At 39.7% G+C, this 26601-nt stretch carries 24 protein-coding genes, 1 tRNA gene and 2 pseudogenes; 16 read left to right on the top strand and 11 right to left on the bottom strand.

Annotation, left to right across the window (positions count from 1 at the left end; translation table 11 throughout):
• Positions 1–682: 682 nt before the first annotated feature.
• Together V2H77_RS15355 and V2H77_RS15350 are read left to right on the top strand one after the other, a co-directional pair.
• Positions 683–1909 (top strand): RtcB family protein, encoded by a 1227-nt coding sequence (locus V2H77_RS15355; protein ID WP_341499488.1) that lies wholly within the window; start codon positions 683–685, stop codon positions 1907–1909.
• A gap of 5 nt (positions 1910–1914) precedes the next feature.
• Entirely contained in the window at positions 1915–2745 is an 831-nt protein-coding gene (locus tag V2H77_RS15350) for a nucleotidyltransferase domain-containing protein (protein ID WP_341499487.1), read from the top strand.
• Between the two features lie 153 nt (positions 2746–2898).
• On the opposite strand, the gene V2H77_RS15345 is transcribed toward V2H77_RS15350, so the two are convergent.
• From V2H77_RS15345 to folD, 8 genes are all read right to left on the bottom strand, one after another.
• The gene (locus tag V2H77_RS15345; protein WP_341499486.1) at positions 2899–4065 is read right to left on the bottom strand and encodes a glutathionylspermidine synthase family protein; all 1167 of its coding nucleotides are present in this window, start codon (positions 4063–4065) and stop codon (positions 2899–2901) included.
• Positions 4066–4158: 93 nt separating this feature from the next.
• Positions 4159–5037: a DUF1190 domain-containing protein gene (locus V2H77_RS15340; RefSeq protein WP_132349043.1), complete on the bottom strand. Its 879-nt coding sequence runs from the start codon at positions 5035–5037 to the stop codon at positions 4159–4161.
• Positions 5038–5049: 12 nt separating this feature from the next.
• The gene (locus V2H77_RS15335) at positions 5050–5487 is read right to left on the bottom strand and encodes a DUF350 domain-containing protein (RefSeq protein ID WP_088373577.1); all 438 of its coding nucleotides are present in this window, start codon (positions 5485–5487) and stop codon (positions 5050–5052) included.
• Positions 5488–6150: a YjfK family protein gene (locus tag V2H77_RS15330; protein WP_341499485.1), complete on the bottom strand. Its 663-nt coding sequence runs from the start codon at positions 6148–6150 to the stop codon at positions 5488–5490.
• Between the two features lie 64 nt (positions 6151–6214).
• Entirely contained in the window at positions 6215–6901 is a 687-nt protein-coding gene (locus tag V2H77_RS15325) for a PspA/IM30 family protein (RefSeq protein ID WP_341499484.1), read from the bottom strand.
• Positions 6902–6920: 19 nt separating this feature from the next.
• The gene (locus V2H77_RS15320) at positions 6921–7337 is read right to left on the bottom strand and encodes a DUF2170 family protein (RefSeq protein ID WP_049583355.1); all 417 of its coding nucleotides are present in this window, start codon (positions 7335–7337) and stop codon (positions 6921–6923) included.
• A gap of 1102 nt (positions 7338–8439) precedes the next feature.
• Positions 8440–8652: a ribosome-associated protein YbcJ gene (gene ybcJ / locus V2H77_RS15315; protein ID WP_341499483.1), complete on the bottom strand. Its 213-nt coding sequence runs from the start codon at positions 8650–8652 to the stop codon at positions 8440–8442.
• Positions 8652–9527: a bifunctional methylenetetrahydrofolate dehydrogenase/methenyltetrahydrofolate cyclohydrolase FolD gene (gene folD / locus V2H77_RS15310; protein WP_113043821.1), complete on the bottom strand. Its 876-nt coding sequence runs from the start codon at positions 9525–9527 to the stop codon at positions 8652–8654. The genes ybcJ and folD overlap by 1 nt, the downstream gene beginning before the upstream one ends.
• 196 nt (positions 9528–9723) lie before the next feature.
• On the opposite strand from folD, the gene V2H77_RS15305 reads away from it, so the two are divergent.
• From V2H77_RS15305 to V2H77_RS15295, 3 genes and pseudogenes are all read left to right on the top strand, one after another.
• Positions 9724–9800 (top strand) — tRNA-Arg (locus V2H77_RS15305).
• Positions 9801–9964: 164 nt separating this feature from the next.
• A pseudogene (locus V2H77_RS15300) lies at positions 9965–10498 on the top strand (tyrosine-type recombinase/integrase); the annotation flags it as partial.
• Between the two features lie 83 nt (positions 10499–10581).
• Positions 10582–11448 (top strand): annotated as a pseudogene (locus V2H77_RS15295) (DUF5906 domain-containing protein); the annotation flags it as partial.
• Between the two features lie 456 nt (positions 11449–11904).
• Here the strand turns inward: V2H77_RS15295 and V2H77_RS15290 are convergent.
• Both V2H77_RS15290 and V2H77_RS15285 read right to left on the bottom strand, forming a co-directional pair.
• A complete protein-coding gene (locus V2H77_RS15290; protein ID WP_341499482.1) occupies positions 11905–14547 on the bottom strand; it encodes an NACHT domain-containing protein in 2643 nt (880 codons plus the stop codon).
• Between the two features lie 920 nt (positions 14548–15467).
• The gene (locus tag V2H77_RS15285; protein WP_341499481.1) at positions 15468–15671 is read right to left on the bottom strand and encodes a hypothetical protein; all 204 of its coding nucleotides are present in this window, start codon (positions 15669–15671) and stop codon (positions 15468–15470) included.
• Here V2H77_RS15285 and V2H77_RS15280 point away from each other — a divergent pair.
• From V2H77_RS15280 to V2H77_RS15260, 5 genes are all read left to right on the top strand, one after another.
• Positions 15670–15843, top strand: a complete 174-nt coding sequence (locus V2H77_RS15280; RefSeq protein WP_265379414.1) for a hypothetical protein — start codon at positions 15670–15672, stop codon at positions 15841–15843. The two genes, V2H77_RS15285 and V2H77_RS15280, sit on opposite strands and share 2 nt — an antisense overlap.
• Entirely contained in the window at positions 15836–15964 is a 129-nt protein-coding gene (locus V2H77_RS15275; RefSeq protein ID WP_341499480.1) for a hypothetical protein, read from the top strand. Before V2H77_RS15280 ends, V2H77_RS15275 begins: the two co-directional genes overlap by 8 nt.
• A gap of 43 nt (positions 15965–16007) precedes the next feature.
• On the top strand, positions 16008–16388 hold the full coding sequence (locus V2H77_RS15270) for a hypothetical protein (RefSeq protein ID WP_341499479.1): 381 nt from the start codon (positions 16008–16010) through the stop codon (positions 16386–16388).
• Positions 16388–16606, top strand: coding sequence for a hypothetical protein (locus V2H77_RS15265; protein WP_341499478.1), 219 nt, complete (start codon positions 16388–16390; stop codon positions 16604–16606). Before V2H77_RS15270 ends, V2H77_RS15265 begins: the two co-directional genes overlap by 1 nt.
• Before the next feature lie 309 nt (positions 16607–16915).
• Positions 16916–17731: a DUF6694 family lipoprotein gene (locus V2H77_RS15260; RefSeq protein ID WP_341499477.1), complete on the top strand. Its 816-nt coding sequence runs from the start codon at positions 16916–16918 to the stop codon at positions 17729–17731.
• A 129-nt stretch (positions 17732–17860) separates the two neighbouring features.
• On the opposite strand, the gene V2H77_RS15255 is transcribed toward V2H77_RS15260, so the two are convergent.
• Complete coding sequence (locus tag V2H77_RS15255) at positions 17861–18733, bottom strand: phosphorothioated DNA-binding restriction endonuclease (protein WP_341499476.1); 873 nt, start codon at positions 18731–18733, stop codon at positions 17861–17863.
• An 855-nt stretch (positions 18734–19588) separates the two neighbouring features.
• Here V2H77_RS15255 and V2H77_RS15250 point away from each other — a divergent pair.
• From V2H77_RS15250 to V2H77_RS15225, 6 genes are all read left to right on the top strand, one after another.
• Positions 19589–19918, top strand: coding sequence for a hypothetical protein (locus V2H77_RS15250; RefSeq protein ID WP_341499475.1), 330 nt, complete (start codon positions 19589–19591; stop codon positions 19916–19918).
• Positions 19919–20408: 490 nt separating this feature from the next.
• On the top strand, positions 20409–21518 hold the full coding sequence (locus V2H77_RS15245; protein WP_341499474.1) for an S-(hydroxymethyl)glutathione dehydrogenase/class III alcohol dehydrogenase: 1110 nt from the start codon (positions 20409–20411) through the stop codon (positions 21516–21518).
• Positions 21519–21641: 123 nt separating this feature from the next.
• Positions 21642–22490, top strand: coding sequence for an S-formylglutathione hydrolase (gene fghA, locus V2H77_RS15240; protein ID WP_341499473.1), 849 nt, complete (start codon positions 21642–21644; stop codon positions 22488–22490).
• Between the two features lie 877 nt (positions 22491–23367).
• Complete coding sequence (locus V2H77_RS15235; RefSeq protein ID WP_049582936.1) at positions 23368–23697, top strand: hypothetical protein; 330 nt, start codon at positions 23368–23370, stop codon at positions 23695–23697.
• 476 nt (positions 23698–24173) lie between these two features.
• Positions 24174–25607, top strand: a complete 1434-nt coding sequence (locus tag V2H77_RS15230) for a carotenoid oxygenase family protein (protein WP_341499472.1) — start codon at positions 24174–24176, stop codon at positions 25605–25607.
• Positions 25608–25685: 78 nt separating this feature from the next.
• The gene (locus V2H77_RS15225) at positions 25686–26588 is read left to right on the top strand and encodes a polyprenyl synthetase family protein (RefSeq protein ID WP_341499471.1); all 903 of its coding nucleotides are present in this window, start codon (positions 25686–25688) and stop codon (positions 26586–26588) included.
• Positions 26589–26601: the final 13 nt, after the last annotated feature.

Raw genomic sequence — 26601 nt, 5'->3', positions numbered from 1 at the left:
GTTATAAATAGTGCAGAGGTTTATTTTCCACACTTTATAATGAAAATAAATCCACAAAAAAGCCAAATAAAACATAAGGTTAAAAATATATTTTGATATCAATAAGATATAAATCAAATTTAAAAAGAATAAATCAATAAAAATGTCATAGGCCATATACTACACATGTTGATATTTTCAATAAATATATTAAATTCAGCCCATGATTTTATTCTAACCATAGAAATATTATTTCATCAAAAGATAATGTTACTCATTTAATAATTATTTACATCCACATGATAATTATAAAAATATATACATCTATTTGAATAGTATATAAACTCACTATTGCAAAAATATCATAACATTAAATAATTTAATTATTTTACATTTCCTTTACAATTATCAACATAATTTAAAACTATAATAAATTCATATATGTTTTTATAAATACATTTTTATATAGATTAACATCACAATTTCAACATTACTCAACAAAATAATAACTCAAATAATTGCAATTACCATTAAACAGAATACTATATTAATAGTGGAATAAAGTTTCAATTTACAATATTTTCCTAATGGTTTAAGAGAAAATCAAGATAAAAAACAAATTCAGAAGCATTGATTAAAAAGAAAAAATATTCGTTACTTTAAATTACAATAATAGTGACGGCTAAGTAACCGGGAGAACAATGTGATAACAAACGATTACGAGCTAATGACCGCGCCAAACAGTGTACCAATAAAAATGTGGACTCACGGCGTACCGGTAGAAGCAGAGGCTCGTGAACAACTATTAAATATAGCAAAATTGCCTTTCATATTTAGCCATTTAGCGGTTATGCCTGATGTACATCTTGGGAAAGGTTCAACCATCGGCAGTGTCATCCCGACTCGTGGAGCGATTATTCCAGCCGCGGTAGGCGTAGATATCGGCTGTGGCATGATGGCAGTACGTACCTCATTGAATGCCAAAGATTTACCGGACAACCTATATACGATCCGCCATGCTGTTGAAATCGCTGTACCACATGGACGCACGGCAAACCGTACCGGTCAGGATAAAGGCGCCTGGCAGCAACCGCCAAAAACCGTCGATCGCCATTGGAGCATGTTACAAACCGGGTTTAAACGCCTAACCGATAAATATCCACAATTACTGAAAACCAATAACCATCAGCACTTAGGGACACTAGGTACCGGTAATCATTTCATTGAGCTGTGTCTGGATGAATCTGACCGGGTATGGGTAATGCTGCATAGTGGCTCCCGCGGTGTAGGAAATGCCATTGGTAATCTATTTATCACCCTTGCCCAGCAGGACATGAAACAACATATCGCTAACCTGCCTGATCGTAACCTGGCCTATTTTGAGGAAGGCAGCCGTCACTTTACCGATTATATGGAAGCAGTCGGTTGGGCACAAAACTTCGCCCGCCATAATCGCGAAGTCATGATGCAACATACACTGGCAGCACTGGCGACGGTAATAGCAAAGCCGTTCACTGCCACGATGGAAGCGGTAAATTGTCACCACAACTATGTACAACAGGAGCAGCACTTCGGCCAAAACGTGTTAGTAACACGCAAAGGCGCAGTCGCTGCACACCAAGGCGTCATGGGCATCATTCCTGGTTCAATGGGCGCGAAAAGCTTTATCGTGCGCGGTCTGGGAAACGAAGAGAGTTTTTGCTCATGCAGCCACGGTGCAGGACGAGTATTAAGCCGCACGGCAGCGAAAAAACGCTTCACAATAGAGGATCAGAAGCGTGCCACAGCACACGTGGAATGCCGCAAGGACAGCGACGTCATCGATGAAATTCCGATGGCCTACAAAGACATTGAGGCTGTAATGGCCGCTCAGTCTTCACTAGTAGAAATCGTTCACACCCTGCGTCAAGTGGTTTGCGTAAAAGGATAATCAAGATGAAAGAAAAATTTGGTATCAGTGACATCATGAAGCAGCACATATGCCAAAAACTGGCGCAACTTGAGACAGAGCTGCAAATACGAATACTCTACGCCTGTGAATCAGGTAGCCGCGGTTGGGGATTTGCCTCGGCAAACAGTGATTACGATGTACGTTTTATTTATGTACATGCGCCATCATGGTACTTACGCGTCGATCCCTCTCGGGATGTTATTGAGCTACCGATCAGCAACGAGCTAGATATCTGTGGTTGGGAACTGCGTAAAACTTTAGGGTTGCTGAAACGAGCCAACCCGACATTGATGGAATGGGCAGACTCACCGGTAATCTACTACGAAGACGTGGAGTTTATGGCGGCGCTACGTGCCCTATTACCAGACTATTTCTCCAACAACAGAGCGCGATATCACTATCTGTCGATGGCGAAGAAAAACTTTCGTGGTTATCTGCAAGGCGAGAAAATTCGGCTGAAAAAATACCTTTATGTACTACGCCCATTGCTGGCGGTACGTTGGATCGAAGCCGGTAAAGGCGTACCTCCGATGCGCTTCGACACCTTGCTGGCCGGAACTGTTGCAGACACAGCGCTGATGCAAGAGATACAGACTCTACTTGCCATCAAGCGTAACGCTGACGAAACGGAATATAGCCCACGTTTTAAGCGTATTCATAACTTTATCTGCCGCGAATTGGATGATTCAGTTACCCGCTGCGAACTCAAAGACAAAAAACACCTCGCAGATACCGAATTGGATCGACTTCTGATGCGCACAGTGCTTCACCATAGTAATAAAGAAGAAGGAGAATACATGTTAAAAAATGGATGAAAAATCATACCAATATGACATTTCAGCGATAAAGTTGGATGTTGACAAAAAGCCAGAAAGCAGGGTCTTCCACCCTGCTCCAGAAATAAATATATCAACTCTCTATTTTAGGCAGGAAAATTTATCATTACGAAACAGATAGTTATAGAATCATTAACCTAAAATAATATGAGGCACAAATCGTGATGTATCTTTCGTGATCCTGCCAATATCTTCCCTGACCGATAGGCCAGCCGGCGTATCATTCACGAGCCAACTACCGATAAGAACATGGCTATCACCAATCTTTGGCAATGGGGTGTACTGCTGTACAATATAACCCTCCTCACCGTAAGGACCATCTACCTCTTCAACCACTTTGCCATCTTTATGAATACTAATATTCGCTCCTTCACGGCTGAATATAGGCTTCATAACGTAGTGAGTTAGGCGCTTGGCTTGCGGATCATCGGCAAAATAAGCTTCAAGCAAATTTGGGTGTCCTGGAAACATTTCCCAAAGCAATGGCAAAATTGACTTATTCGAGGTGATGCATTTCCACATTGGCTCAAACCAGTTAACACCCGCCGTAACCAAGTGTTGAGCATATTCTTCACGAAACATGAACTCCCACGGGTACAACTTGAATATAGAATCAATGATCTTGCTATTACTATCCGTAAACTTACCACACTCGCTGAGTCCAATATCTTCAATATAGACAAACTCGGTATGAATACCGGCATCTTTGGCACAATCAGCCATGTAATCAACCGAACCTTTGTCCTCTTCTGTGCCCTTACAGCAAGCAAAATGAAGCGTATTGAATGGCAAAAAGGGTTTCAATTCACAGAAGCGATTAACAAGCAGCTCCTGTAGTAAATTGAATTGATCAGCAGCATGAGGCAATTCGCCACGGTTAACTTTATCTTCCAACCACAGCCAACTAAAAAAACCATGTTCATAAATAGAGGTCGGCGTATCTGAGTTAATTTCCAATAACTTCGCCGGGTTTTTACCATCATAAGCAAAATCAAGACGACTATAGAGGCTTGGATCTCTGCGCTGCCAGGATGCACGAACCAATGACCACATTGCTTCTGGAATTTGGAATTTAGCCATCAACTCATCACTGTTGACTACTCGCTCTACGGCTTGAAGACTCAACTGGTGGATTTCCGCGGTCGGCTCTTCAATATGCTCTTCAATTTGCTTGAGAGTAAACTGATAGTAATGGTCTTCCGTCCAGTACGGTTCATTATCGATTGTATGGAAACCAAACCCAAATTCTTTTGCTCGCGCTTTCCAGTCATGACGAGGTGTTGTTGGGATCTGAAGCATGACGTTAACCCTTTGATAATGCTTAATACAGCAATAATGACTCTATGCAAAACACTGATAACAAGAAGCCCGAGAATAAAATGTCAGCGCTGGTTAACCCCCCCAACTGTATTTAGCGGAAGATGTTGAACCAAAACCCCCAGAAGACTTGGTGGTAACGATTGGCTTACTATCATAACCAGAATAACGGGAATTGCTGTTTTTAAATTTTTGCTCATTTTCACGTATCAAGCGCTCTCGATACATTCTCTCTTTATGCTTACGCGCTGAGTAATCACCGATTTCATCAACGATCCCAGATGTAATATAAGAAGTTGATCGGGAGCCCAGTATAGGGTTTATACCTGCAACGACATGTGTTCCACCTTGAGAAACTTCTTTCTCAATTGGCAAACGAACCGTCTCCAGCGGATGCAAATAACGTCGGTTCATCTCGTACTGGATGTTGCTAATATCGGAATAAGCGCCAATGACCTTACTATCAGCGAAAAAAAGCTTACCGTACAAGTCGCTATAGCCTGACGTTGAAGTAAATAGCGGCTGGTAAAACACATTACGGTACTTTTCAGCCATGTCGTATTGGTTAAACTGTTCTGGCTTCACCTCTGCCATCATAAAAGCGGCCATCTTCGGTCGATAACCTACAGCCCCCGGCATTGCTTCACACTCACCGTACTCAAGCTCACACATGGCTTTCTTACGAAATTTCTGCGAAGTGCGTTCTGCTTCACGTAATGCCGCCTGATATGTGGCTTCACATTGAGCAGCAATCGTATTCTTTGGATTATTCTGACAAGACGCCAAATCCTTATAGATATTAATTGACAGTTCATCCGCCGATTGACCGCAACCCACGAGTGAACCCACACTGAGCGCCAATGACGTGAATGAGAACCCACGCCAATATTTACGTTTACTCTCAATGTTAATGGCGGTGCTGCGCATTCTGCGCTTTTTGTTGCCGTTCGTCATACGATCCCCAAATCAGTAAGTCATGCAAGCTGCATTTAAAAGACCAACAGAAATTGACACCGCCGCCAGCACAACCGCAGCCGGGACCTCATTATTCTCGATGCGAGATACAATCTTTGGCATCATAAATATGCGAACCATGAAAAAACCAGCAATCTGGGCCAACAACGCAATAACACTCCACATCACGAAATCAATGACGCCAACAGAGTTGCTTGCCGCACTTGCAATGGCGATGCTGTAACCAACCAGCGCACCGCCAAGCGATATCGCAGCAGCTGTGTTTTTCTCTTCCTTGATCAATTTCCACTCATCATGCGGAGTAATTATTGTGTAGATAAATTTGAAAACGATGAAAAAAACCAGCGCCAAACCAAAACACAACCCAAAATTGCCTACACCGTGCATAAACTGAGTGAAAGCCTGTTCTTCATTTTCCAATGTGATCATTTATGCCACCACTTTAAAATCAGTTTGGTTAAGTTGAATACCGGTGCTCAATACCATTAATCTATCCAGGTGATTCCCGACAACTTTTTCTTCTCCCACAACTTGAAGCTCTTCTGTTCTGTTATGAGTAACCTGACGCGTATACACCATCACAAACTGATCAGTTTCAGTTATACGCCCCTCTTTACTGTAAGTTTTCTCGGTAACAGCCACAGGCTTAACATTGTCCCACAACCGAGAGAACTGGGTGCCGTCGAGATCATATTCCCCATTTGGCGTGACAATACCGTTTTTAATCAGCGCATCCCATTGAGCTTGTGAATCGATCGGTTTAGTTTCGTAAAAGTACCAGAGACTCACCTCCTTCACACCGTCATCCCCCTCACCTTCTTGCAGCACTTGAAGGTAACCTTCGTCATCCGTGTAATAACGAACCAAACGCACGTTATCACCTAAGTCGACAACACCAACGGAACATATAAGCTGAGTTGAAGCCGCATTTTCGATTGTTAGGTCAGACTCAATCAGTTTTAGCATCAGCGGGTCTATCTCAAATACACCACCAATACGCAAACCTAATACTTCCGGCACCTTTGGAACAACAGGCGCAACTGCCTTACCCCCGAATGCGCTCTTAAACGCATCTGCGATTTTGGAAAGCATAAAAACGTCTCTTGATAGGAAGATCCCACTTTAAAAGCAGGATCTTGATTTAACAACTGAGTATTTACTTGCCAAGGATACGGGCAAGTTCATCTTCTGCGGACGACGTAGAGTTTGAAGTTATGCCTGCCTCTTTAAGCTTTTTATCCAGATCGCTAGAAGTCATACTATCGTGAAGCTCCTGTTGAGCTTCGAACTGCGCCGCTTTCTCAGCCTGACGTGACTTGATACGCTCAAGGGAATCAAGGGCGGTAGATGTTTTTGACGAGGCGCCAACCACAGAGCTTTGAGTCGCAGCCTGAGCTTTCTGCACCTGTTCAGTCGCCTTAACCAAATCAACCTGATTCTCAAGCTGAGACACCTTTTTCTTCGCTTCTTGCACATTGTGTCGGTGCGTCGTTTCAGCCTTCTGGAACGATTCAAACAACGTTTGCTCTCTTTCCAACTCGTCACGCAGAGTCGCAACTTTCTGAGCACACTCCAGAGCAAGCCCATTGTCACCTTTACCCGCAGCAGAGCGAGCATACCCCTCGTACTCTGTAATACTATTTTTGATATCAGAAACCTTTTTCTCCGCCATTTTTCGCTTAGCAATAATGCTAACCAGGCTTTCATCCGCACGGCGGATTTCTGCTTTTGCTTCTCGGATTTCCTGATCAAGAATCGTCAGTGCGTTGCCATCAGCGACAGATTCTGCCGCGTTATTTACCGTTCCTTTAATTGCCTTAAAAAGCTTTTTCCATACATTCATTGACCTTTCCCCTACATTGTTATTTTAGAAACTCAGAATACGCATCAAGAAGCTCAGTGATGTTGGCAAACAGCATAGAGACTTCGATGACAACGCTTTCTTGTTTTGATTCTGATGACAATGAACCAAAAGCAGTATAGTAAGATTGACCATCTACTTTAGTTATTCCAACTGAAGTCAGAGGCATCATTTTATGCGTTTCTAAAATAAACTGATTTAAAGAAGCGGGATCTAAAACATTCTCTTCCGAAAACAGCAATGCTTCCACTGTAATTTGCCTGCCACAAATAGCCAGATGAGCCTTAATTCCGTCTTCGTTAGTAATTGCAAGACATTCACCTATTTGCTCTACAGTCCAGTTGTTACCAGATTCATTAAGAGCTTTAATTACTTGATTTAATTCCAAACTATTTACTCCACTGGTTTGTTTTATCATTAAAATCAGCACATTAAGTTTAAATTATCATCAGATTATACATTTTTCAATAAGTATTGCGTTAAAATAACCCAGTATTAAACCTGCAATATTCATAAGTGTGGTAAATACTAAAAACGTATAAAACCTTAAATACAGCATACTTACTGAATATTATTAAAACTTTATACCATTTGCCAAGCGACCTTGTGCTATCTCAATACCACCTGCACAAAACACCATGAGAGTACTCGCATGAAAAAACTTATCCTGGTGGATGATTAAAATCACGCTTAACTAAGGTTGCTTTATCGCCTTGGCGTATCACAGTAAATAAAATGGAGAATTGCAGGGTAAAATAAAAACTTCCAATAAAATCAATTGATATTGATAAAAGTATCCATTTTGGTTATCAACTCATTTAACCTTCAAATATTGAAGCTAAAATCTTTTCAAACTCCCATTTATCTCCGGCGTAAAAAAACTTTTCTACTTAGCCCTTTTTACATTCAACAGGATTAATCTTATGCATTAGCTATCAGATTTAATCTTTATTTACCGCAATAATCTTTTCATCATCATTTTAACTATCTGTTTTCACTTCATTTTAAAACCTAAGCAAGCCGATTTATACAATAAACAGCAAAGCGATAATTATATACCTAATAGATTTCGAGTTGCAGCGCGGCGGCAAGTGAACGAATCCCCAGGAGCATAGATAACTATGTGACTGGGGTGAGTGAAAGCAGCCAACAAAGCAGCAGCTTGAAAGATGAAGGGTATAGATATTAAAAGGGCGATAAAACGTTTATACTTTTGTTATTTTACATTGAGATATCTTTTAACTACAGATACTTCGGTCAACTGATAGCAAAAACTTGTCGGATTTACCCAAAACCATTCAGCTTATAAGGCACTCAGTTAAATCAAGTTTAATATCTATCAACGATAACCACGATGTTATTTAACATCCGAGAATATGTTCTACCTTCTCCTTTTTGCCCGCGCTTTACTCATTGCCCAGACATACCGATTAAACACTCTTTCGGTTAGTCCCAACCAAAAAGCCAGGACTTTACCCGCAATCTACGGCTCCCTTCATTTTTAAGGGAGCCCGCTTTAATCATTCTTTAATGTGGACAGATTTACCATGAAAAGTAATAACCTGCCCGGCTATAACTTTATAACGTTTACGGGTTTCTATCTGATTATTGACTTCAACCAGACCTTCAGCGATAACCGCTTTAGCGCTAGCGCCGCTTTCACTCCACCCTTGAAACTTCAACAGATCACACAACGCCACATGAGGGTGGCCTTCTAAATAAAAAATTTCCATCAACAACCTTCAATTTTTTCCACATCGTGGTATTCCTCGCAGGCTTGCAAGGTATTCTGGATAAGTGTCGCGACTGTCATCGGGCCAACCCCCCCTGGAACCGGAGAGATCCAACTTGCACGTTCGGATGCAGTTTCAAAATCAACATCGCCGATGACTTTGCCATCTTCCAAACGATTAATTCCTACATCAATAACAATAGCGCCGGGTTTAATCCACTCACCGGGAATAAAGTTCGGTTTACCGACCGCCACAATGAGTAAATCTGCATGCTCCACATGATGACGTAAGTCTTTGGTAAAGCGATGAGTCACCGTAGTGGTACAACCAGCCAATAACAACTCCAGGCTCATTGGACGACCAACAATATTTGAAGCGCCGATAATGACCGCATTCAGCCCATAAGTGTTGATTCCACAACGCTCAAGCAACGTTGCGATACCGCGCGGAGTACAGGGACGCAGCTTTGGAGCACGTTGACACAAACGACCAATATTATAGGGATGGAAACCATCAACATCCTTATCAGGCTGGATACGTTCCAGAACTTTGACGTTATCAATACCGGCAGGTAAAGGGAGCTGAACCAAAATTCCATCAATTTCTGAATCGTTATTGAGTTGATCGATAAGATTCAACAACTCTGCTTCGCTGGTGGTATCTGGCAGGTCATAGGAACGGGAAACAAACCCGACTTCCTCACAGGCACGGCGTTTGCTTGCGACATAAATTTGAGAAGCAGGGTTTTCGCCGACTAACACAACGGCAAGACCAGGAGCGCGTCTTCCCGCAGCAACACGTTGCTGAACACGCACTGCGACTTCACTTCTGATTGTCTGCGCAATCGTTTTCCCGTCAATAATTTTTGCTGGCATGTACGAATAAATCCATAAATCAAACATTGGGATACAGCCTATTTTGTCAGAACATGAACGTGATGTCAGTTTTATTGATAATCAGAAAATAGCCAGATGAAGATCTATAAGCAGAAAAGCCATTGACTCAAGGAGTTGTCACCGTATAATCTCTCCCCGCATCAGAGCATTACTGATGCAGCTCATCTCTCAAGATGCGCCCTTAGCTCAGCTGGATAGAGCAACGGCCTTCTAAGCCGTAGGTCACAGGTTCGAATCCTGTAGGGCGTGCCATCATAAAGTCTCCAAACGTCTTCTAAAGTCTACAAATCCCTTAAAAAACAAAGAAAACCAAGAAACTACAATCTATCGATGTCTACTAGGGTATGTTGAAATCTACAGATCTTTGGGGGCATAATCGGGGCATTGTTAGGTTCAATCAAAATAGATGCCCCCAAATGAAGTTGACAGCCAGACAGATAGACACCGCTAAGCCCAAAGACAAATCGTACAAACTCTCCGATGGTGGGGGCATGTACTTAGAAATTTTCCCGAATGGCTCCAAATGTTGGCGGTTAAAATATCGTTTTGCGGGTAAAGAAAAGCGATTGGCATTTGGTACTTATCCCACCGTAACTTTGGCAGAAGCCAGAAACAAAAGAGAAGACGCCAAGAAAATATTGGCAAATGGCGATGATCCGGGGCTGGTCAAAAGGCAGGAAAAAAGGGAAAAGGCTCTCATCGTAAATAACAGCTTTGAGAAAATTGCCCTTGAATGGCACGCCTACAAGCTCCCTAACTGGTCAAAGGGATATGCAGAAGACCTTTTAGAAGGCTTCACAAAAGATATTTTTCCTTTCATTGGCAAACACGCCATCACCGATATCAAACCTTTAGACATGCTCACAGTCCTGCGTAAAATGGAACAACGCGGCATTCTCGATAAGTTGAAAAAGATCAGGCAGGCATGTAATCAAGTTTTCAGATACGCAAAGAGTAGGTAACATTGCCACCGGATGCCATTAAAATTGACTGGAACGATTACTAACAACAAAACAGTGCTGGCAAACCGTTAGACTGGCAGCTTTTTCTGGAAGTGACAGGAACCGGAGGCAACGGTAAAAACATCTTTACTGAAATCTACTCTATGCCGGCAGGCAAAAGCAATATCGTTTCCGCGTGTATGGCTGCATTGGAAAATCTGAGGTAACGAGCGGTGATTGTGGAGCATATTGATTATTCTGCCAGACCAAACCCGTCATGGTAAGAGGTGGTTCTGGCATTAAGACGATTATGGACAGGGATGAAGTTTCTATCGATCCGAAGCATAAACAATCCTATTCAACCCGTATTTCGGCAGTAGTTCTGACTGTAAACAACAATGCAATAAGTTTCAGTGATCATAGTGGCGGAGTATCTCGGAGAAGGGTAATTTTCAACTTTTCTGAGGTTGTATCAGAACATGAACGTACTCCGTTTCTGCGTGATAAAATAACAACTGAATTACCCGTGATTATTCGGTATTTGCTTCATCGATTTGTTGATCAGCAAGAAACGAGACAACTATTGGCAGAACAATAAAAATCCGAAGAGGCATTGGACATTAAGCGTGGTACAGATTTATTAGTGGATTTTTGCGGTTATCTGGTTGCTTTTTATGAAGAGGAGAGGATATTAATTGGCAATACGGAAATTATGCCGTTTAATCCTCGTAAATATCTCTATCATTCCTATTTTACTTAATATGAAGAGCAATAACTTGAATAAACCTATTTCCATTACCCGATTTGGTATGGATATATTGGGCGCATTGGCAGAGTATAACTTGCACTATTTAGGCAAGAAAAATAAACAGGGCATTCGCAGTAATATGAGTTTGAATGTCGAAACTACAAATGAATGGATGCCAAAATTGACAAGGAACGACCAGCCAGAAGAATAATTTTTTTCAAATCTGCCCCATCCAAAGAAAATCTGAAAAAGTGTTCACAACTGTCCATATTCTGATTGAAGCCAGAAATATCAAGCTTTCACAGAATGAATAGTTTTACCAGTAATTTTTTAATAGGCAGGAAGTAATCTGAATAAAAATGCTTTTTCTGGCAGGAAAGGTACTTTTAGTTTCTCTGATTTGGCTAACTCATAGGTTAGCCAAACCAAAGAAGATAAGCATAGAACACCAGTATAAGTTTTACCTTGTTACTGTAAGTGATTTTGAAGGGGAATATGTGCATCCAGCCACAAACAAAAAATGGTGGAGTAAAGTACTACAATATCTTCACTGAGTAAGATAATTAGTTTTTCCAGTGATCAAGGAAACTAAGGAAGGGTAGCCATCTGAATAGTAGATGGCTTTTAACTATATTCTTTTTCGGATAAATTGAATGCTAAATTATTATCAATAATAATCTATATCCCAATCATTCTTATATAAAAAACTATCGTCAGTTTCTTCATACTTTTGGAGAAGATAATTTATATTATTTTTTTCTTTTTGTGGGCGAAACTTTGCCATTTCTCTCAGTGTGATTAAGGCTGGCTCTATATTGTGATATTTAATGGTGAAATCATCTATTAATGAATAGAACTCACAAGATTGAGCATAAAGACATAAAGCACCGCGCCACCAATCAATTTTTAAATAATGAATGATTTCTATCGATCTATTCTGGATTAACTCCAAAGATGCCAAATGCTCTTGATATCTTAAATGACCAAAAGAAAAAGTCTCAGATATATTATCAAAAACAAGAATATTACAAGGATCAATTAATTCCTCTACGGCAGTTAAACATGTTTTCATTGAATAATTAAAACTAGTATCATTATGCAAAAACTTTACTATATCTTCTTTTGTTGCTGAGCGAAGGTTTCTTTGATGAAAAGAAAAACCAATTTTAATTGATGCTTTATATAATATGCTTTGAGATAATGTGGTTCTTTTTATATCTTTATACGTGTCATAAACACCACAGAAAAGCTCCAATCGTTTTGTGAAAATTTCGCTTTCGCTTGAAGGTATATCAATTCCTTTTTCCGCAAGGTCACATAATAATGTTGCAAGCAGAGGTGTTTTCACAATTTCACAAAGCTCTTTGTCCTTAATGCTTTCGATTACTTGCTGACCAAGATTTGGATCTTTTTCTTTGAACCATGATGTTATGAATCTATAAAGTTGTGACTCACTAAAAGGTAAAAGAGTTATCCCAAGAAAACTAACTTTTGAAAGATAACTTACACAATCTCGACTTGATATAAGCATCTGTATCGAAGTATGTTTTATTTTGAACTCATTTATAGAATTAATAATTCCAGGATACTTAGCATATGCCTCATCAAGCCCATCCAATACTATTTTTAATTTTTTTTCATCTGAGAAATAATTTTTTAAATTAACAATGTTTTCATCTGTAGCTTCCATTCCCTTAGAAATTAATATAATAGAAAGTAAAATATCATAGTCACGATATTCATCATTTAGGATTATTTTAACTTTATTAATAAATCTATTGAGAGGTATATATATAAATTTTATTGAATTATTTAATAATAATTTTTTTACATACATCTGTAGAGTGGTCGTTTTTCCTGCGCCAGCACCACCATAAACAACAATATCATGCTTTGTTTCAAAAAGTTCAAATGGAGAAATGGATAGTCCATCACTAGATGTCTTTCGTTTTTTTAGTAATGTTATATACTTTTTGCTATCTTCTACCTTATTAATTAAAACATCTAAAACATTAAGAGTCTTTTGTGTTTCACTCAAAAACAACACAATGTCCACTCCGTCATTTCGATTATTTATATCAGAAATATCTTTTTTATAATTATTACATTTCCTTTCAATCCAAGAGTCTATTTTATTATACTCTAAAGATATAGAAACTAGAGGCTCATCTACATATTCAGATTCTAATGTCACTAATTCTTTTTTTTGGCTTATTATGGTTTTAATTTTTTCACTTGCGTCTAAAAATTCCGGAAAAATACTTTTCTTTTTCTGTTTGGAAATTTCCTCAATATCATTTTGATAGATAAAGCTCGCAATTTCATCAATATTCTCTTGAGAAAAAGAAGAATCAATACAATCCTTGATTAAAGAGTAGCATGCTTTCATCAGATGTAATGTTAACTCATCTATTTTTTGAGTTCGTGTTCCATTTATAGAGAATAATATCTCATCTAAGATGCTTTTTATATAAATAGTATTGCTTGAAATTAATTGTTGTACTTGTTCTATATTTTTCTTTGTATTTTGATTATCTTCCGACTTAAATCTTTTTATTTCAGAACGAAAAACATTATCAATGCACTGAGCGGTTTGAGTTAAAGGGATGAATCCCATAAGGTCCTTAAGTGGAGAATAAACTTCTTTCTTAAATAGATCCCACGAGCTTTTAGATAATAATACTTTCTCTTTTTTTACAGTAATGCTGCTATCAAGCAAAATATTACTGTCAATAGTACCCATGAAGAAAGCTAAATCACTATAGCAATTTAATTCATCTATTGAATTTTTTTGATTTAATGCGGATATTAGCTCAATGTTGTTTAATTGTTCTATATCATGCAAATATAATTTATCACTAATTGAAATTAAATTCTCAAGCAATGATGGCTTGTGTTTTTTTATTAAATCCATCACTTTTGGACCATCAAGTATTTCTACATTTTTAGAATCCAAGAATAATAGTTCGTGTATCTCATTTAGCAATCTGTTATTAACTTGATATGGGGTTGCTAAGAATACTAAGTCAGGTAGTTGTTCATCTCCATTATGTAGTTTTATTTTTTTCGTAAAGCATTGTCTGAGTTGGACGATTAAATTGGAAAGTACGTTCTTTTCAGAAGTATTAGACTCTTCACCTATTTTTTTTGTTTGAATTGCATATATACTAATCCCTTTTAGTGGCATTTCGTGGATTGCTATGAGATCTTTACCTTGCTCATATGGGCCACCAACAAAATCAACTCGGGAAAACGACATTGATTCGAATAAGGGTTTCAATACACTTTTAGTGAAGTCATCTTCCTTCATATCCTGCATTGCTTTTAAGTATATATTAAGATTACTTTCGTCAATATTAACCATGATACATTTAATTTTTAAATTAGTAGATATAGAGTATACTGACACAACTCTTAATTTAAAAAAAGTATTAGTAGTCAAAGTGTAAGTGGCATCATATCCTCCTATTGGCAGCCTTGAAAATTGGGTAGCAACTTTAGATTGTAATTAAAAAAATAGTCTTATTGTGATATCTAAAACAATCTGCTTACCTAAATCCATTTAAAATGATGTTTTTGTATTGATACTTAGGCGCGTTAGGTTGTGATTTCAATCGCTTTCGCAGCATGGGGGAGTAAAATCCATTCTGATTTTACCTTATTTCAAGTGAGTTGAAACACGTACTCACTTACTTTTTCACATAAGTGTCAAGTAATGAAACCCATCAGCCTTTCGCCTCAATGAGATTGAACTATGCCTTAATCTCATTTCACCTCACATGAGCAGAATCGTTTTCGCACATCCAGCCCACGTTTGTGCTATTAGGATCTTAACGCTAGCTCTATTACGCTATTACGGTGGGCTTAGTAAACTATCGTAAGTTGGCAATGCCAGAACTTACCTGAATAATTCCAGAAATGTTATCTGAGCCAAAAAAAGAGCTTGCTCTACTCTGATAAGTATGGTTATAGTTTTCCGGCATCCGGTGTCAGGACGTTAATCCTGACAACTCAGAAGACGACACATGGTGCCCCAAACATCTTTTTTGTGCTATTAGTCTGACTCACCTTTTTTCCAAACATTGGATATAACCAGTGTCTTTCAAGAACAATGATGGCTCAAGCGGGGAAGCCGAAATATTTACCAATACTTTCAGAGCTGGTTGCACCATCCCTGTCCGGGCTACCACTAGCGAAATTGGCATATCCGGTGGAAACCCTTACCCACTTCTACTTGAAGGAATCTGCCACCATGCTGGCTACTACCCCACTCCAAAATTTCCCTAAATTCGAATATCGTTTTCTGGTCCTGCCACACGCTGACATGACGACTAAACCTTGCTGCGTCTCTGTTAAGGTTTCTACCGAACTGAAAGCCACTGCGTGCTGGCGCCTCATTTTATCCTGTTCTTTGCCGCCTAGGAGGTACGTCATGCATAATTCTCTTGACCTCGTTGACGCGATGAACAAAATCGAATGCCTAGCCGCTGCTGCTCAGTTTCTGACGAGCAATGAAGAAGAGCGCATGGTTCAAATGGAACTGCTCAGCATCATCGAAGATACCGCCCGTAAGGCACATGATTTCAAAGGAGGTAGCGATGCGTAACTATTTCCAGATCAAAGGCTATGGCATCAATAAACGCGGACTGATAGTAGGTATCAGCTATCAGATCATTCCTTCCACCAACAAACATACCACCGCAAACGCATTACAGAAGGCGGAGTAAGATGGCCTTACCCACGTCACCTCAATGTGCAGGAGATAGCAGCATGACCCATAGTCAAATGTCCCTTGAGGAAGTAATTAGCCGAGTACAGCAAGCGCAGACGGTGCTGTCTGTCTGGATGAAAGCTCTAACCACTGACGACGGTAACGTGCCGGACATGGTTGATTCAGTGATAACCATTCTGGACGGCTTACCAGATGCAATCGCACTTCAAATGGAGGAACCAAGCATGAGCCATGAAACCACTCTCCCTGAGATGGCTGAGAAAGCATGCCAAGCAGAAATCATTTGCCGAATGTTGGAAAGTTACCCGCATGAGATGACTGAGCCTGAGCTTGAAGCTATTTACTCCTTGCTTAGCAAATTAACCGGTAATGTTGCCTATTGGCTGGTCGAAGAACTAGCCCAAAAAGGAGGCAGATAATGACTATCGATTTTACTGACATCGACCAGCAGTCAGCGCAGTTGAAGAAAGCACGCGCTGTTCTTTCTTTGGTTACGAATAATCTACCTAACACCGACGAGAACGAAGAATGCTCATGGGCTATTTCGGTGGCATACAGCATCGTTTTTGATGTTATTGAGGCGCTAGATAAAACAGTTTCCATCCACCTACAAGAACGTCATGAGAGAAATAAATAACTATGAGAACTAACATCACTAACAACGCTCACCTTAATAGATGGCCGACAGGTTTAAAAGTCTCTGAAAGGGAAGCATGTTAAAAGGAAGGTTTCAGAAGCTGACAGGAGAAAAGACATCAGGGAAAACCCCTTACAACCACATGAGTTACCATTTCCGATTAAGATAAATCCTACTCTGGTGCTACCGCCTCTCCCATGCTGGATAGATGATTGGTGCTTATAGGTTCGGATAACTATACTTTTTCCAAAGGCTCTCGATTGGCCTTAGGATTAATCTGAATGACAACTTTTGGGGATGGAGATAGATATGAAAAAAATAGCGATTACCATTCTTTTGGCGCTAGCTCTGTCTGGTTGCGACAAACCGAAAATTGATGCGTCAAATGATGAATCAATGAAAGAATCAATTCAAAAGGTTAGAGAATCTTTACCCGAAGATAAGAGATCTCAGTTTGATGATGCTCTTATGATTGTCGCATTTAGCCAAATAAGTATGCAGGACCTTATACAGGGAGGAATAAGTGATAACTCATCCATACTTGAGGACAAAATGAAAGATTCCTTGGCAGGTAAGACTGGGGATGAAGTGATTACCTATGCTGATTCAGTCAAGAAGGAACGAGCCGCGAAGGAAAAAGAACAAGCTCTGCAAGAGATAAAAGAGCTAGAAGAGAAACAGCAAATCTCAAATAAAAACCTTGAGCAACTGAAAGCTTTCAAGGTAACAAGATCTCGGTTCTATTTTGAAAAACAACAATATGGCAGAGATCAACCGGTCATATCATTAAGTGTGGAGAACGGGACTACAAAATCTGTCTCCACAGCTTACTTTAAAGGCGTTATTGCCAGTCCCGATAGAGAAGTACCTTGGTTTAGCGATTCATTCAGTTACCAAATTTCAGGTGGCCTTGAGCCAGGTGAGAAAGCTGATTGGGATTTGGCGCCAAACAAATTCTCAGATTGGGGAACAGTTGATGCTCCCGCGGATGCTGTTTTTACCGTAACAGTCATTCAAATAGATGATGCTGAGGGTAATTCAATTTTTGGCGATACCTCATTCAATGATAAAGATGCCTCTAGGCTCGCGGAACTCAAAGCGAAATATCCTGAGGATACCTACTAAAAATGGACTGAATAGCCCACCGCCAGGTGGGTTATTTTGCGGAATGTTTCCCCTGGCGCAACCATGCGCTATAGGGAGACGTCAAGATGTCTAGACGATTGTATTTACAACACAAATCGACTTCTTTATTTATGCCTTAAACACCTGCGTCTGGTGCCATTCAATAAATTTATCTGCCGGGTAATACTGACGATTACGCGGCAGATAAAGGCTTTCGCCATCTCTGGCCCAGAACAATTGCTCAACAACCGGACTACGATTGACCCCATCAGAGATTTTAATCCTCAGATGCTCATCTATGCCAATTGCACCTCTGTCAAAAGCGGAATGATGAAGTGTGCAAAGTGCCAGACCATTCTCCACAAGGCACGGACCGCCGAACTGTTTCCATTTGATGTGGGCCGCTTCCAGACCGACCAGTGAGCCATCCAGACGTAAATCATAGCCACAAACGGCACATCGGTAGTGATAAGCGCGTAAAACCACATCACGAAAACGTGGATCACGGCCATTTAACTTCTTATTAATATCAAAACCGAGTCTCTCAGCCAGACTTACCTGAATGCTTTCCGGGAAATGTTCATTAAGGATCTGTTGTGCCAGTTTATCAATAAGCGCAGGCCGACGACGCAGTAACTGGAAACTGGCTGAATCAAAACCTCCAGCAACCTGATGCTCAATCAGCTCTCGTTTTGGCGGTTCCTTACTTCCCAAGCGCGGAGTGCAGTGTTCTGCATTTTTCAGCTCCCAGAAACCATCTCTTCGTAAACGCCAAAAAGGCATGGAAGGATAGTGTTCTTTGCGACTGGGACCGAAATCGGTGAGTAATTGTAATAATGGTTGGTGGATTTCATCACCGTAATTAAACAGTTGCCCATGCCCTTTTTTGTACTCAGACAACACATACAACAGCAGCAGTGGCTTATGTGGTGCGCGTTTATCGCCTTTACGCCAGACGGTGAGTTTTGATATCGCTGTTTGCAGTGCTACGGGTGAAGTCATAACTATTAGCTAAACTGGTGAATGAATTGCGATCATGCTCCCAAAAGTAAATGAATTCAATACTTAGTTGATGCTGAATATTGAACAATCAATTCAGACAGGAAAAGAAAATACAAAATAGGTAAATATACCAATATCTCAAAATTCAACTCACTCACCAGTATCCAGATATTTTAATAATTCTGGGTTGTTAGAATATTTCGATAAATATAGGGATTTAACTTTTACTTTCTTTTAATGTTTTTATTATTTCCGCTTCAATTAATTCACCAGAAATATATTCCTTTAGATTCAGAGGAGGAACAAAGTTATGGTTACCTAATACATCATAAAAATCTATTTAATTTTTATCTTTCAGAAATAACAGATAGAATAACTGTTATCGAATCATACTCTGGCAAGGATAATTTATTGATCATGATATTTTTACCAAACTCAAAATTTCCATAGTCAATCATTAGTTTATATTCCCCTACAATAAATTATTTAAATGAATACAAATTTATTTACCCACAATGCAATTATATTACGAAACCACTAAACATTATAAATTAGAATTATTACCAATCAAAACAATAAAAATACCATTACATAAAAGCATCTCATTGAATTAAAAATAAAAAACAGCAAACACATTAAATATCTAACTGAAAAATTACTTATTCCGATGGTTATCAAGATAATTTGTGTTTTCTCTAAAATACACATAATAATTATTTGCCCTGATGGTTTTAATGTGTTACTTATTTTCACTTGTTAAGATTTATTTTTTCTCTAACACATCTTGAACTACTTATGTAGTTGAATAACAAAATGTTATTATTACTTTTCTCAAAATATCAAGAGGAGACTGTTATGGCATTACAAGAAGTTGGAAAGATGAGTCTTAAAAACTCAGGTGGATTTATTGCTAGAATCCAATTTAGCTATATGGATGGCGACGGTGAAAAGCATTTAAGTAATAAAGGTAATGATATTAATCTTGGAGCAACAAAAACTGCTGATCCAGGTGATCTTGGTGTTCCTGACGGAGCAATGATCTTTATGCATGTGTCTGTAGTATGGGGAAATGATAATGAAGCTCGTCAAACTTTTTTATACAAAAAAGGAAGTCAATCGACTGCGAGTTATGTTATTAGTGGCACGACATTAAGCAACGATCTCGGCTTGATCGATGTTTCGTAATATATATGGCCCTCCATTTATGAGGGCTTTTTTCACAAGTTAATTATATTTCATACCTTATCTCCTTAATTATGACACACCCGATAAAACTAGAGATTTAACTCTTGAAAAATTGAGACCTCTCCTACATCCAGCAGACAATCCCGGTTTATCAGTGAATAGTTCCTGGGAGTTTCATTATCTAGCCGATACCCTTGCCAACCAGTAGAACTACGTTGGATATTATGGGATTTATAATGTCTGGCGAAAAATAATTTATTTCCCCGCAACCCGCCTTTTCCTGAAAGGAGATCTATAACCATGAAAAATCATAATTTTCCAATTATCTCTAGTAAGCTATTTTAAAAATACATATTAATGTTAAAATTTTTGTACCATTTCTACAGATGCGAAATCATATTCTTAATAAACTATTACAAAGAACAACCCGATTGATTTTTTTAATCTGTATTCGCAAACGCGTAGCACTGTCTATTCAGAAGGAGAGCTTATGAAATCAAGAGCTGCTGTTGCATTCGGACCGGGCCGCCCCCTTGAAGTTGTTGAAATCGATGTCGCCCCACCCCAAGCCGGTGAAGTGTTGGTCAAAATCAGTCATACCGGCGTGTGTCATACGGATGCCTTCACCCTGTCAGGGGATGATCCGGAAGGCGTTTTTCCTGTCATACTCGGGCATGAAGGCGCTGGCATCGTCGTTGAAGTTGGCGAAGGCGTCACCAGCGTCAAACCCGGTGACCACGTTATCCCTCTTTATACCGCAGAATGCGGAGAGTGCCTGTTTTGCAAATCAGGAAAAACCAACCTGTGTGTAGCTGTGCGGGCAACTCAAGGGAAAGGCGTAATGCCGGACGGTACAACCCGTTTTTCCTACAAAGGACAGCCTATTTATCATTATATGGGTTGCTCCACATTCAGCGAATACACAGTGGTAGCCGAAGTATCACTGGCAAAAATCAACCCGGAAGCAAACCATGAAGAAGTGTGCCTACTGGGCTGCGGTGTCACTACTGGCATCGGCGCAGTGCACAATACCGCTAAAGTACAGTCTGGTGACTCTGTCGCCGTCTTTGGGCTCGGCGGCATTGGCCTTGCCGTGATCCAAGGCGCTCGTCAGGCAAAAGCTGGCAGGATCATTGCCATCGATACAAATCCGGCAAAATTTGAGCTGGCAAGACAGTTCGGCGCCACCGACTGCCTGAACCCGAATGATTACGATAAACCTATCCAACAAGTCATCATAGAGATGACGGAATGGGGAGTAGATCATACTTTCGAGTGTATTGGTAATGTCAATGTGATGCGTGCCGCGCTCGAAAGCGCACACCGCGGCTGGGGGCAATCAGTGATTATTGGTGTGGCTGGTGCCGGACAGGAAATCTCAACCCGACCATTCCAACTGGTCACCGGTCGTTCGTGGCGAGGCACTGCCTTCGGCGGTGTCAAAGGCCGTAGTCAGTTGCCTAAAATGGTGGAAGAGGCAATGAAAGGTGAAATTGAGTTAAAACCTTTTGTTACTCACACCTTATCGCTCGAACGCATTAATGAGGCATTCGATCTGATGCATGAGGGAAAATCTATTCGTACAGTCATCCATTACTAAGCTGTTCTGAGGGAGTTAAAAACCATGCTGTAATAGGTGGTTTTTAACAAAACAGGAAACGATAGCCCCAGGTTCACCGGGAAATGAGTGAACCTGTAGGTTTTACTAGAGAGAGGAAAAATAATGGAGAGGATTGAACGCCACGCTTGTTTTGGGGGATGGCAGGATGTTTATCAGCATGAATCGGCCGTACTTGGCTGCACCATGAATTTTGCAGTCTACCTTCCTCCTCAGGCTGAACATCAGAAATTACCCGTGCTGTACTGGCTCTCAGGACTAACATGCAACGAGCAGAATTTCATCACTAAAGCGGGAGCTCAACGCTACGCCGCCGAACAGGGTATTATCCTTGTCGCCCCAGATACCAGCCCTCGTGGTGAGAAAGTTGCAGATGACGATGCTTATGATCTGGGTCAGGGCGCCGGTTTTTACCTCAACGCAACACAGGAGCCTTGGGCCCCACACTATCGCATGTATGATTATGTGGTATCAGAGCTACCGACACTGATCGAAGCACATTTCCCGGTAACAGCCGCTCGGGCCATCAGTGGTCATTCTATGGGTGGTCATGGAGCGCTGATGATCGCACTACGCAATCCAGATCGTTACCACAGCGTATCGGCCTTTTCACCGATTGTCGCTCCCTCTCAAGTTCCTTGGGGAGAAAAAGCTTTTCGCTCTTATCTGGGCGAAGATCGTGACACATGGAAATCCTATGACACAATCGAGCTGCTAACCAATAGCGCCAAATCATTGCATATGCTAATTGATATCGGTACCGACGACCCATTTCTTGAAGAGCAATTACGTCCTGAGCTGTTGATGAATGTATGCGAAAACAGCGGGCATCACTACACGCTGAACCTGCGCACTGGTTATGATCATAGCTACTATTTCGTCGCCAGTTTTATCGGCGAGCATATCGCATATCATGCCAATGTATTGAAGGAAATTTGTTCTGATAATCAATAAATCACACACAAATCCATCAATATTTTTACGATAAAGGATGACCAAATCAATACAAGTTCAGATAAAAAGCCCGATATTAAAAGGCATTAAGGAAGTTTTTTTACCACATTTATCTTGGGTCAATCCTGTAAAGTAGGCCGCTGGCTTGAAGTGAATTCTCCAGCGGCATCCTGCCAAATCTTGCAACAACTTTATGAAGAATCACTGGAATAACTTATTAAAAGGCAGAAGATATAGGAACAGACTTTTCATCGGTGACAAAATAAAAAATGAGATTCGTCATAAATAAATTGAATAATATCCCATGTAAGATATTGGAGAACAAAACACCCAATGAATTATTTTTAAATCAAAAAAATTATCTTATAGTATAGATAAAATCATTTTCACTTATTATACGAATATACAAACTTTAATAAATCATTCACCCAAGATGATAAATCTTAGTCATAAACCCACTAGATAATTGACTACGAAAAAATCAGGATGGCAAAACATCTAATGAATTATTAGAGAAATACGAAACTATTTACTCACAGTGTAATTATGTCGCAATTACTATGCAAAACAATTGAAATTATTACCAATAAAAATAATAAAGTTATTATTGTATAAAAATAACTATCTCATTAGATTATATTATAAAGAAAAAATAGGCACCAGATTACATATCTAATGAAATAAAATCGCTTATTCTGGTATTTATCAAAATAATTTTTGTTTTTGCTAAAATACACATAATAAATATTTGCTCTAATGATTTTAATATGTTATTTATTTTTACCTGTGAATATCTATTTTTTATCTAACACATCTTAAATTGCCTATGTATCTGAATAACTAAATGTTATTAGTTTTTTCTCAAAAGGAGACTGTGATGACATTGCAAGAAATTGGCAAAATGAGTCTTAAAAATTCAGGTGGGTTTGTTGCTAGAATCCAATTTAGTTATATGGATGGCGACGGTGAAAAGCATTTAAGTAAACAAGGTAATAATATTACTCTTGGATTAACCGATACTGTTGACCCAGGCGATCTTGGCGTTCCTGATGGCTCAATAGTTTTTATGCATGTATTTGTAGTATGGGGAAATGATAATGAAGCCCGCAAGGCTTTTTTATACAAAAAAGGAAGCCAAATACTTGCCAGCTACGATATCAGCGGTACGACATTAAGCAATGATCTTGGGTTGATCGATATTTCGTAATAGATATATACCTAATAGATTTCGAGTTGCAGCGCGGCGGCAAGTGAATGAATCCCCAGGAGCATAGATAACTATGTGACTGGGGTGAGTGAAAGCAGCCAACAAAGCAGCAGCTTGAAAGATGAAGGGTATAAACTTTTCATTTTTAAACTGCCTCCCTATGTACGGATTAGTGTCCAACATTTGGGAGACAGTTCATGCTTGCACTCTCTCACATTCCGAGCCTGAAAACACGTTTATCAGGCATTGTTCCTAATATTTCAGTCACTCTTCTACATGTACACCATCACACCAAAAGTGTGTTAGTTAGTAGCGAAATTCTTTTTTGTGATTTGAGTTATAAAAATCCATTTGAAAAAAAATAGTTCTGTTCATCTCCAGCACAGTACTGTTACTTTAGTATCTCTGTATCTTCTTATAGAGCTCCTGTATTAAATCATTACCTATTATTTGGTTGGAAATATAGAGGTGAAGACTTGAGCGATTTTATATTCTCGAAAAACCATCTGAATCCCTTTCAATCTCAGTTGGAGGAACTTGATGCAAAATTAGTTCCCATTGAGGGAGAGGTTCCTTCAAAGTTAAAAGGTACCTTCTTTAGAATTGGTCCCGGTCGCCTGCACAGGGGGGACGAATATTATAATCATCTATTTGATGGGGATGGGATGATATTCAAAGTAACGTTCAGTGATAATGGGGTATTCTATAGAAACAGACATGTATTAACAAAGGAATACTTAAGAGAGGAAAAAGCTCAAAGGTTACTGTATCGCTCAGTTGGAACCGTCCCCAGAAAAATAAAATTCAGGATGAGATTTTTTATTATTAAAAATACGGCAAATACAAATATTGTGTATCATTCTCATAAACTTCTGGCGTTATGGGAAGGAGGAATGCCACATTTAATTAATCCGGTAACTCTTGAGACAATTTCAAAATATGATTTTTCTGGAAAGCTAAGAACACGATTTTATTTCCTTCCCAAACTTAACCTTTGTGAAGCACCATTTACAGCACATCCTAGAAAAATATCAGATGATGATAATTTATATGGATTTGGCGTGACATATGGTATTGGATCTAAGTTGACGCTATACAAAATAGACAGTGCCGGCGACCTGACTGTGATACGCAATATTCAGCTTAAGAAAAGGTACTTAATTCACGATTTCATAGTAACAAAAAATTACTTTTTATTTTTTTTAGGTGGGCCGCATATAAAGCTTACGTTGAGGAATATAATTGGCAATGAAAGCATCCTTGCATCCATGAATTCACGTGAAAGTGAAAATAGCAGGATTCTTTTAGTTTCAAGAGAATGCCATGATGCGAAATTCTATGATGCAGTTCCTGGATTTATTTTTCACTTCGTAAATGGCTATGAAGATGCCAATGGGAATGTGATTTTTGATGCCTCATTTTGGAGGTCATTCCCAGCATTTACATACAATATATTTGAAAATAATAGCTCAGAGCTTTGTCGTTTTACTTTATGCACTGCATCCGGGAATATCGATAAAGAAATTTTATTCAGGGGGAATACTGATTTCCCAGCCATAAACCCTATAGTCGGTGGTAGAAAGCACAGATATGCCTGGTTCGTTTGCTGGGGGGATTCTGAAAGTGAAGAGAAGTCAATAATTAAATTTGATTTTTTTAACAAGAGTGTATTAAGCCGCAGTTTTGATAATGATTTGCCTGAAGAGCCTGTTTTTGTAGCCAAAGAGGATTCTGTTAAAGAAGATGATGGTTGGCTTATTTTTAGGGTTTATGTCGAAAAATTGCACTGTACAGATATCGTGGTTTTAAATGCTGATGATCTCTCAATGGTGTGCAGATTACGTTTGCCGCACCATATTCCAATGGGAATGCATCACTGCTGGATAGATGAAGTTATGCCGGAAGCCTAAAGCCTGTAGCAGCAATATAAACTTATCATTGTTTTTCAAATGATTAGTGAAATTATTTACGTGATTCGGGAAATATTTATGAACGTTAATACTGCACGCGTTATGAATTACGAAGAGACATTACTGGAGCTACAGAGTGCGCTACAACAGCACCTAGAACTGGTACTTCCTTCAGGAGCCCCGGATGACAAAATCTGCGCAGCCATGCGAGAAAGTACACTGGTGTCTGGAAAACGTATCCGCCCCCTCCTATTGCTGCTCATAATCCTGGATCTTGGAGAAAACCCCAAGAAGACTGACTTTCTACAGCTGGCATCTGCAATTGAAATAGTGCATACAGCCTCATTAATTTTAGACGATCTTCCCTGTATGGATAATGCTGAGCATCGGCGCGGACACCCAGCTATTCATCGGCAGTATGGTGAAAGTGTAGCGATCCTAACGGCTGTAGCCTTGCTGAGCCGAGCTTTTGGCCTCATTGTAGAAACAAACCTTCCTGAATACGATAAATCCGCTGCTGTCGCCATACTTTCCCATGCAGTTGGTTTAAACGGTCTTGTCCAGGGGCAGTTTCGCGATCTGAATAATACATTCTGTACTGGTAATTATCATACCATTGCGACCACCAACGATTTAAAAACCGGTTTGCTTTTCGACGCAACATTTCAGTTAGCGGCAATTGCTGTGAATGCACCTGATATAACTCGTCAGGCATTGCGTCATGTATCACAACATTTGGGGCAGGCGTTTCAATTACTGGATGACTTGAACGATGACCAGAATAATACAGGGAAAGATATGTATCAGGATAAGGAGAAGTTAACAATGGTTACACTGCTCGGAAAATCTAAAGTGCATGAACATTTACGCAGGCACATCAGATACATTGATAAATATTTGGCGGTAGTGGGTCGCAGAAATTTAGCTTCACAATATTTTATACGATACTGGTTTGATAAAAATATTGCGATGTTTAATTAATTTCAACCTTGGC

It is taken from the genome of Photorhabdus sp. P32 (genome assembly GCF_038085095.1).
Lineage (GTDB): Bacteria > Pseudomonadota > Gammaproteobacteria > Enterobacterales > Enterobacteriaceae > Photorhabdus > Photorhabdus luminescens.
The sequence above is the reverse complement of the archived record's forward strand: the minus strand, read 5'-3'. Positions and strand labels throughout refer to the sequence as shown.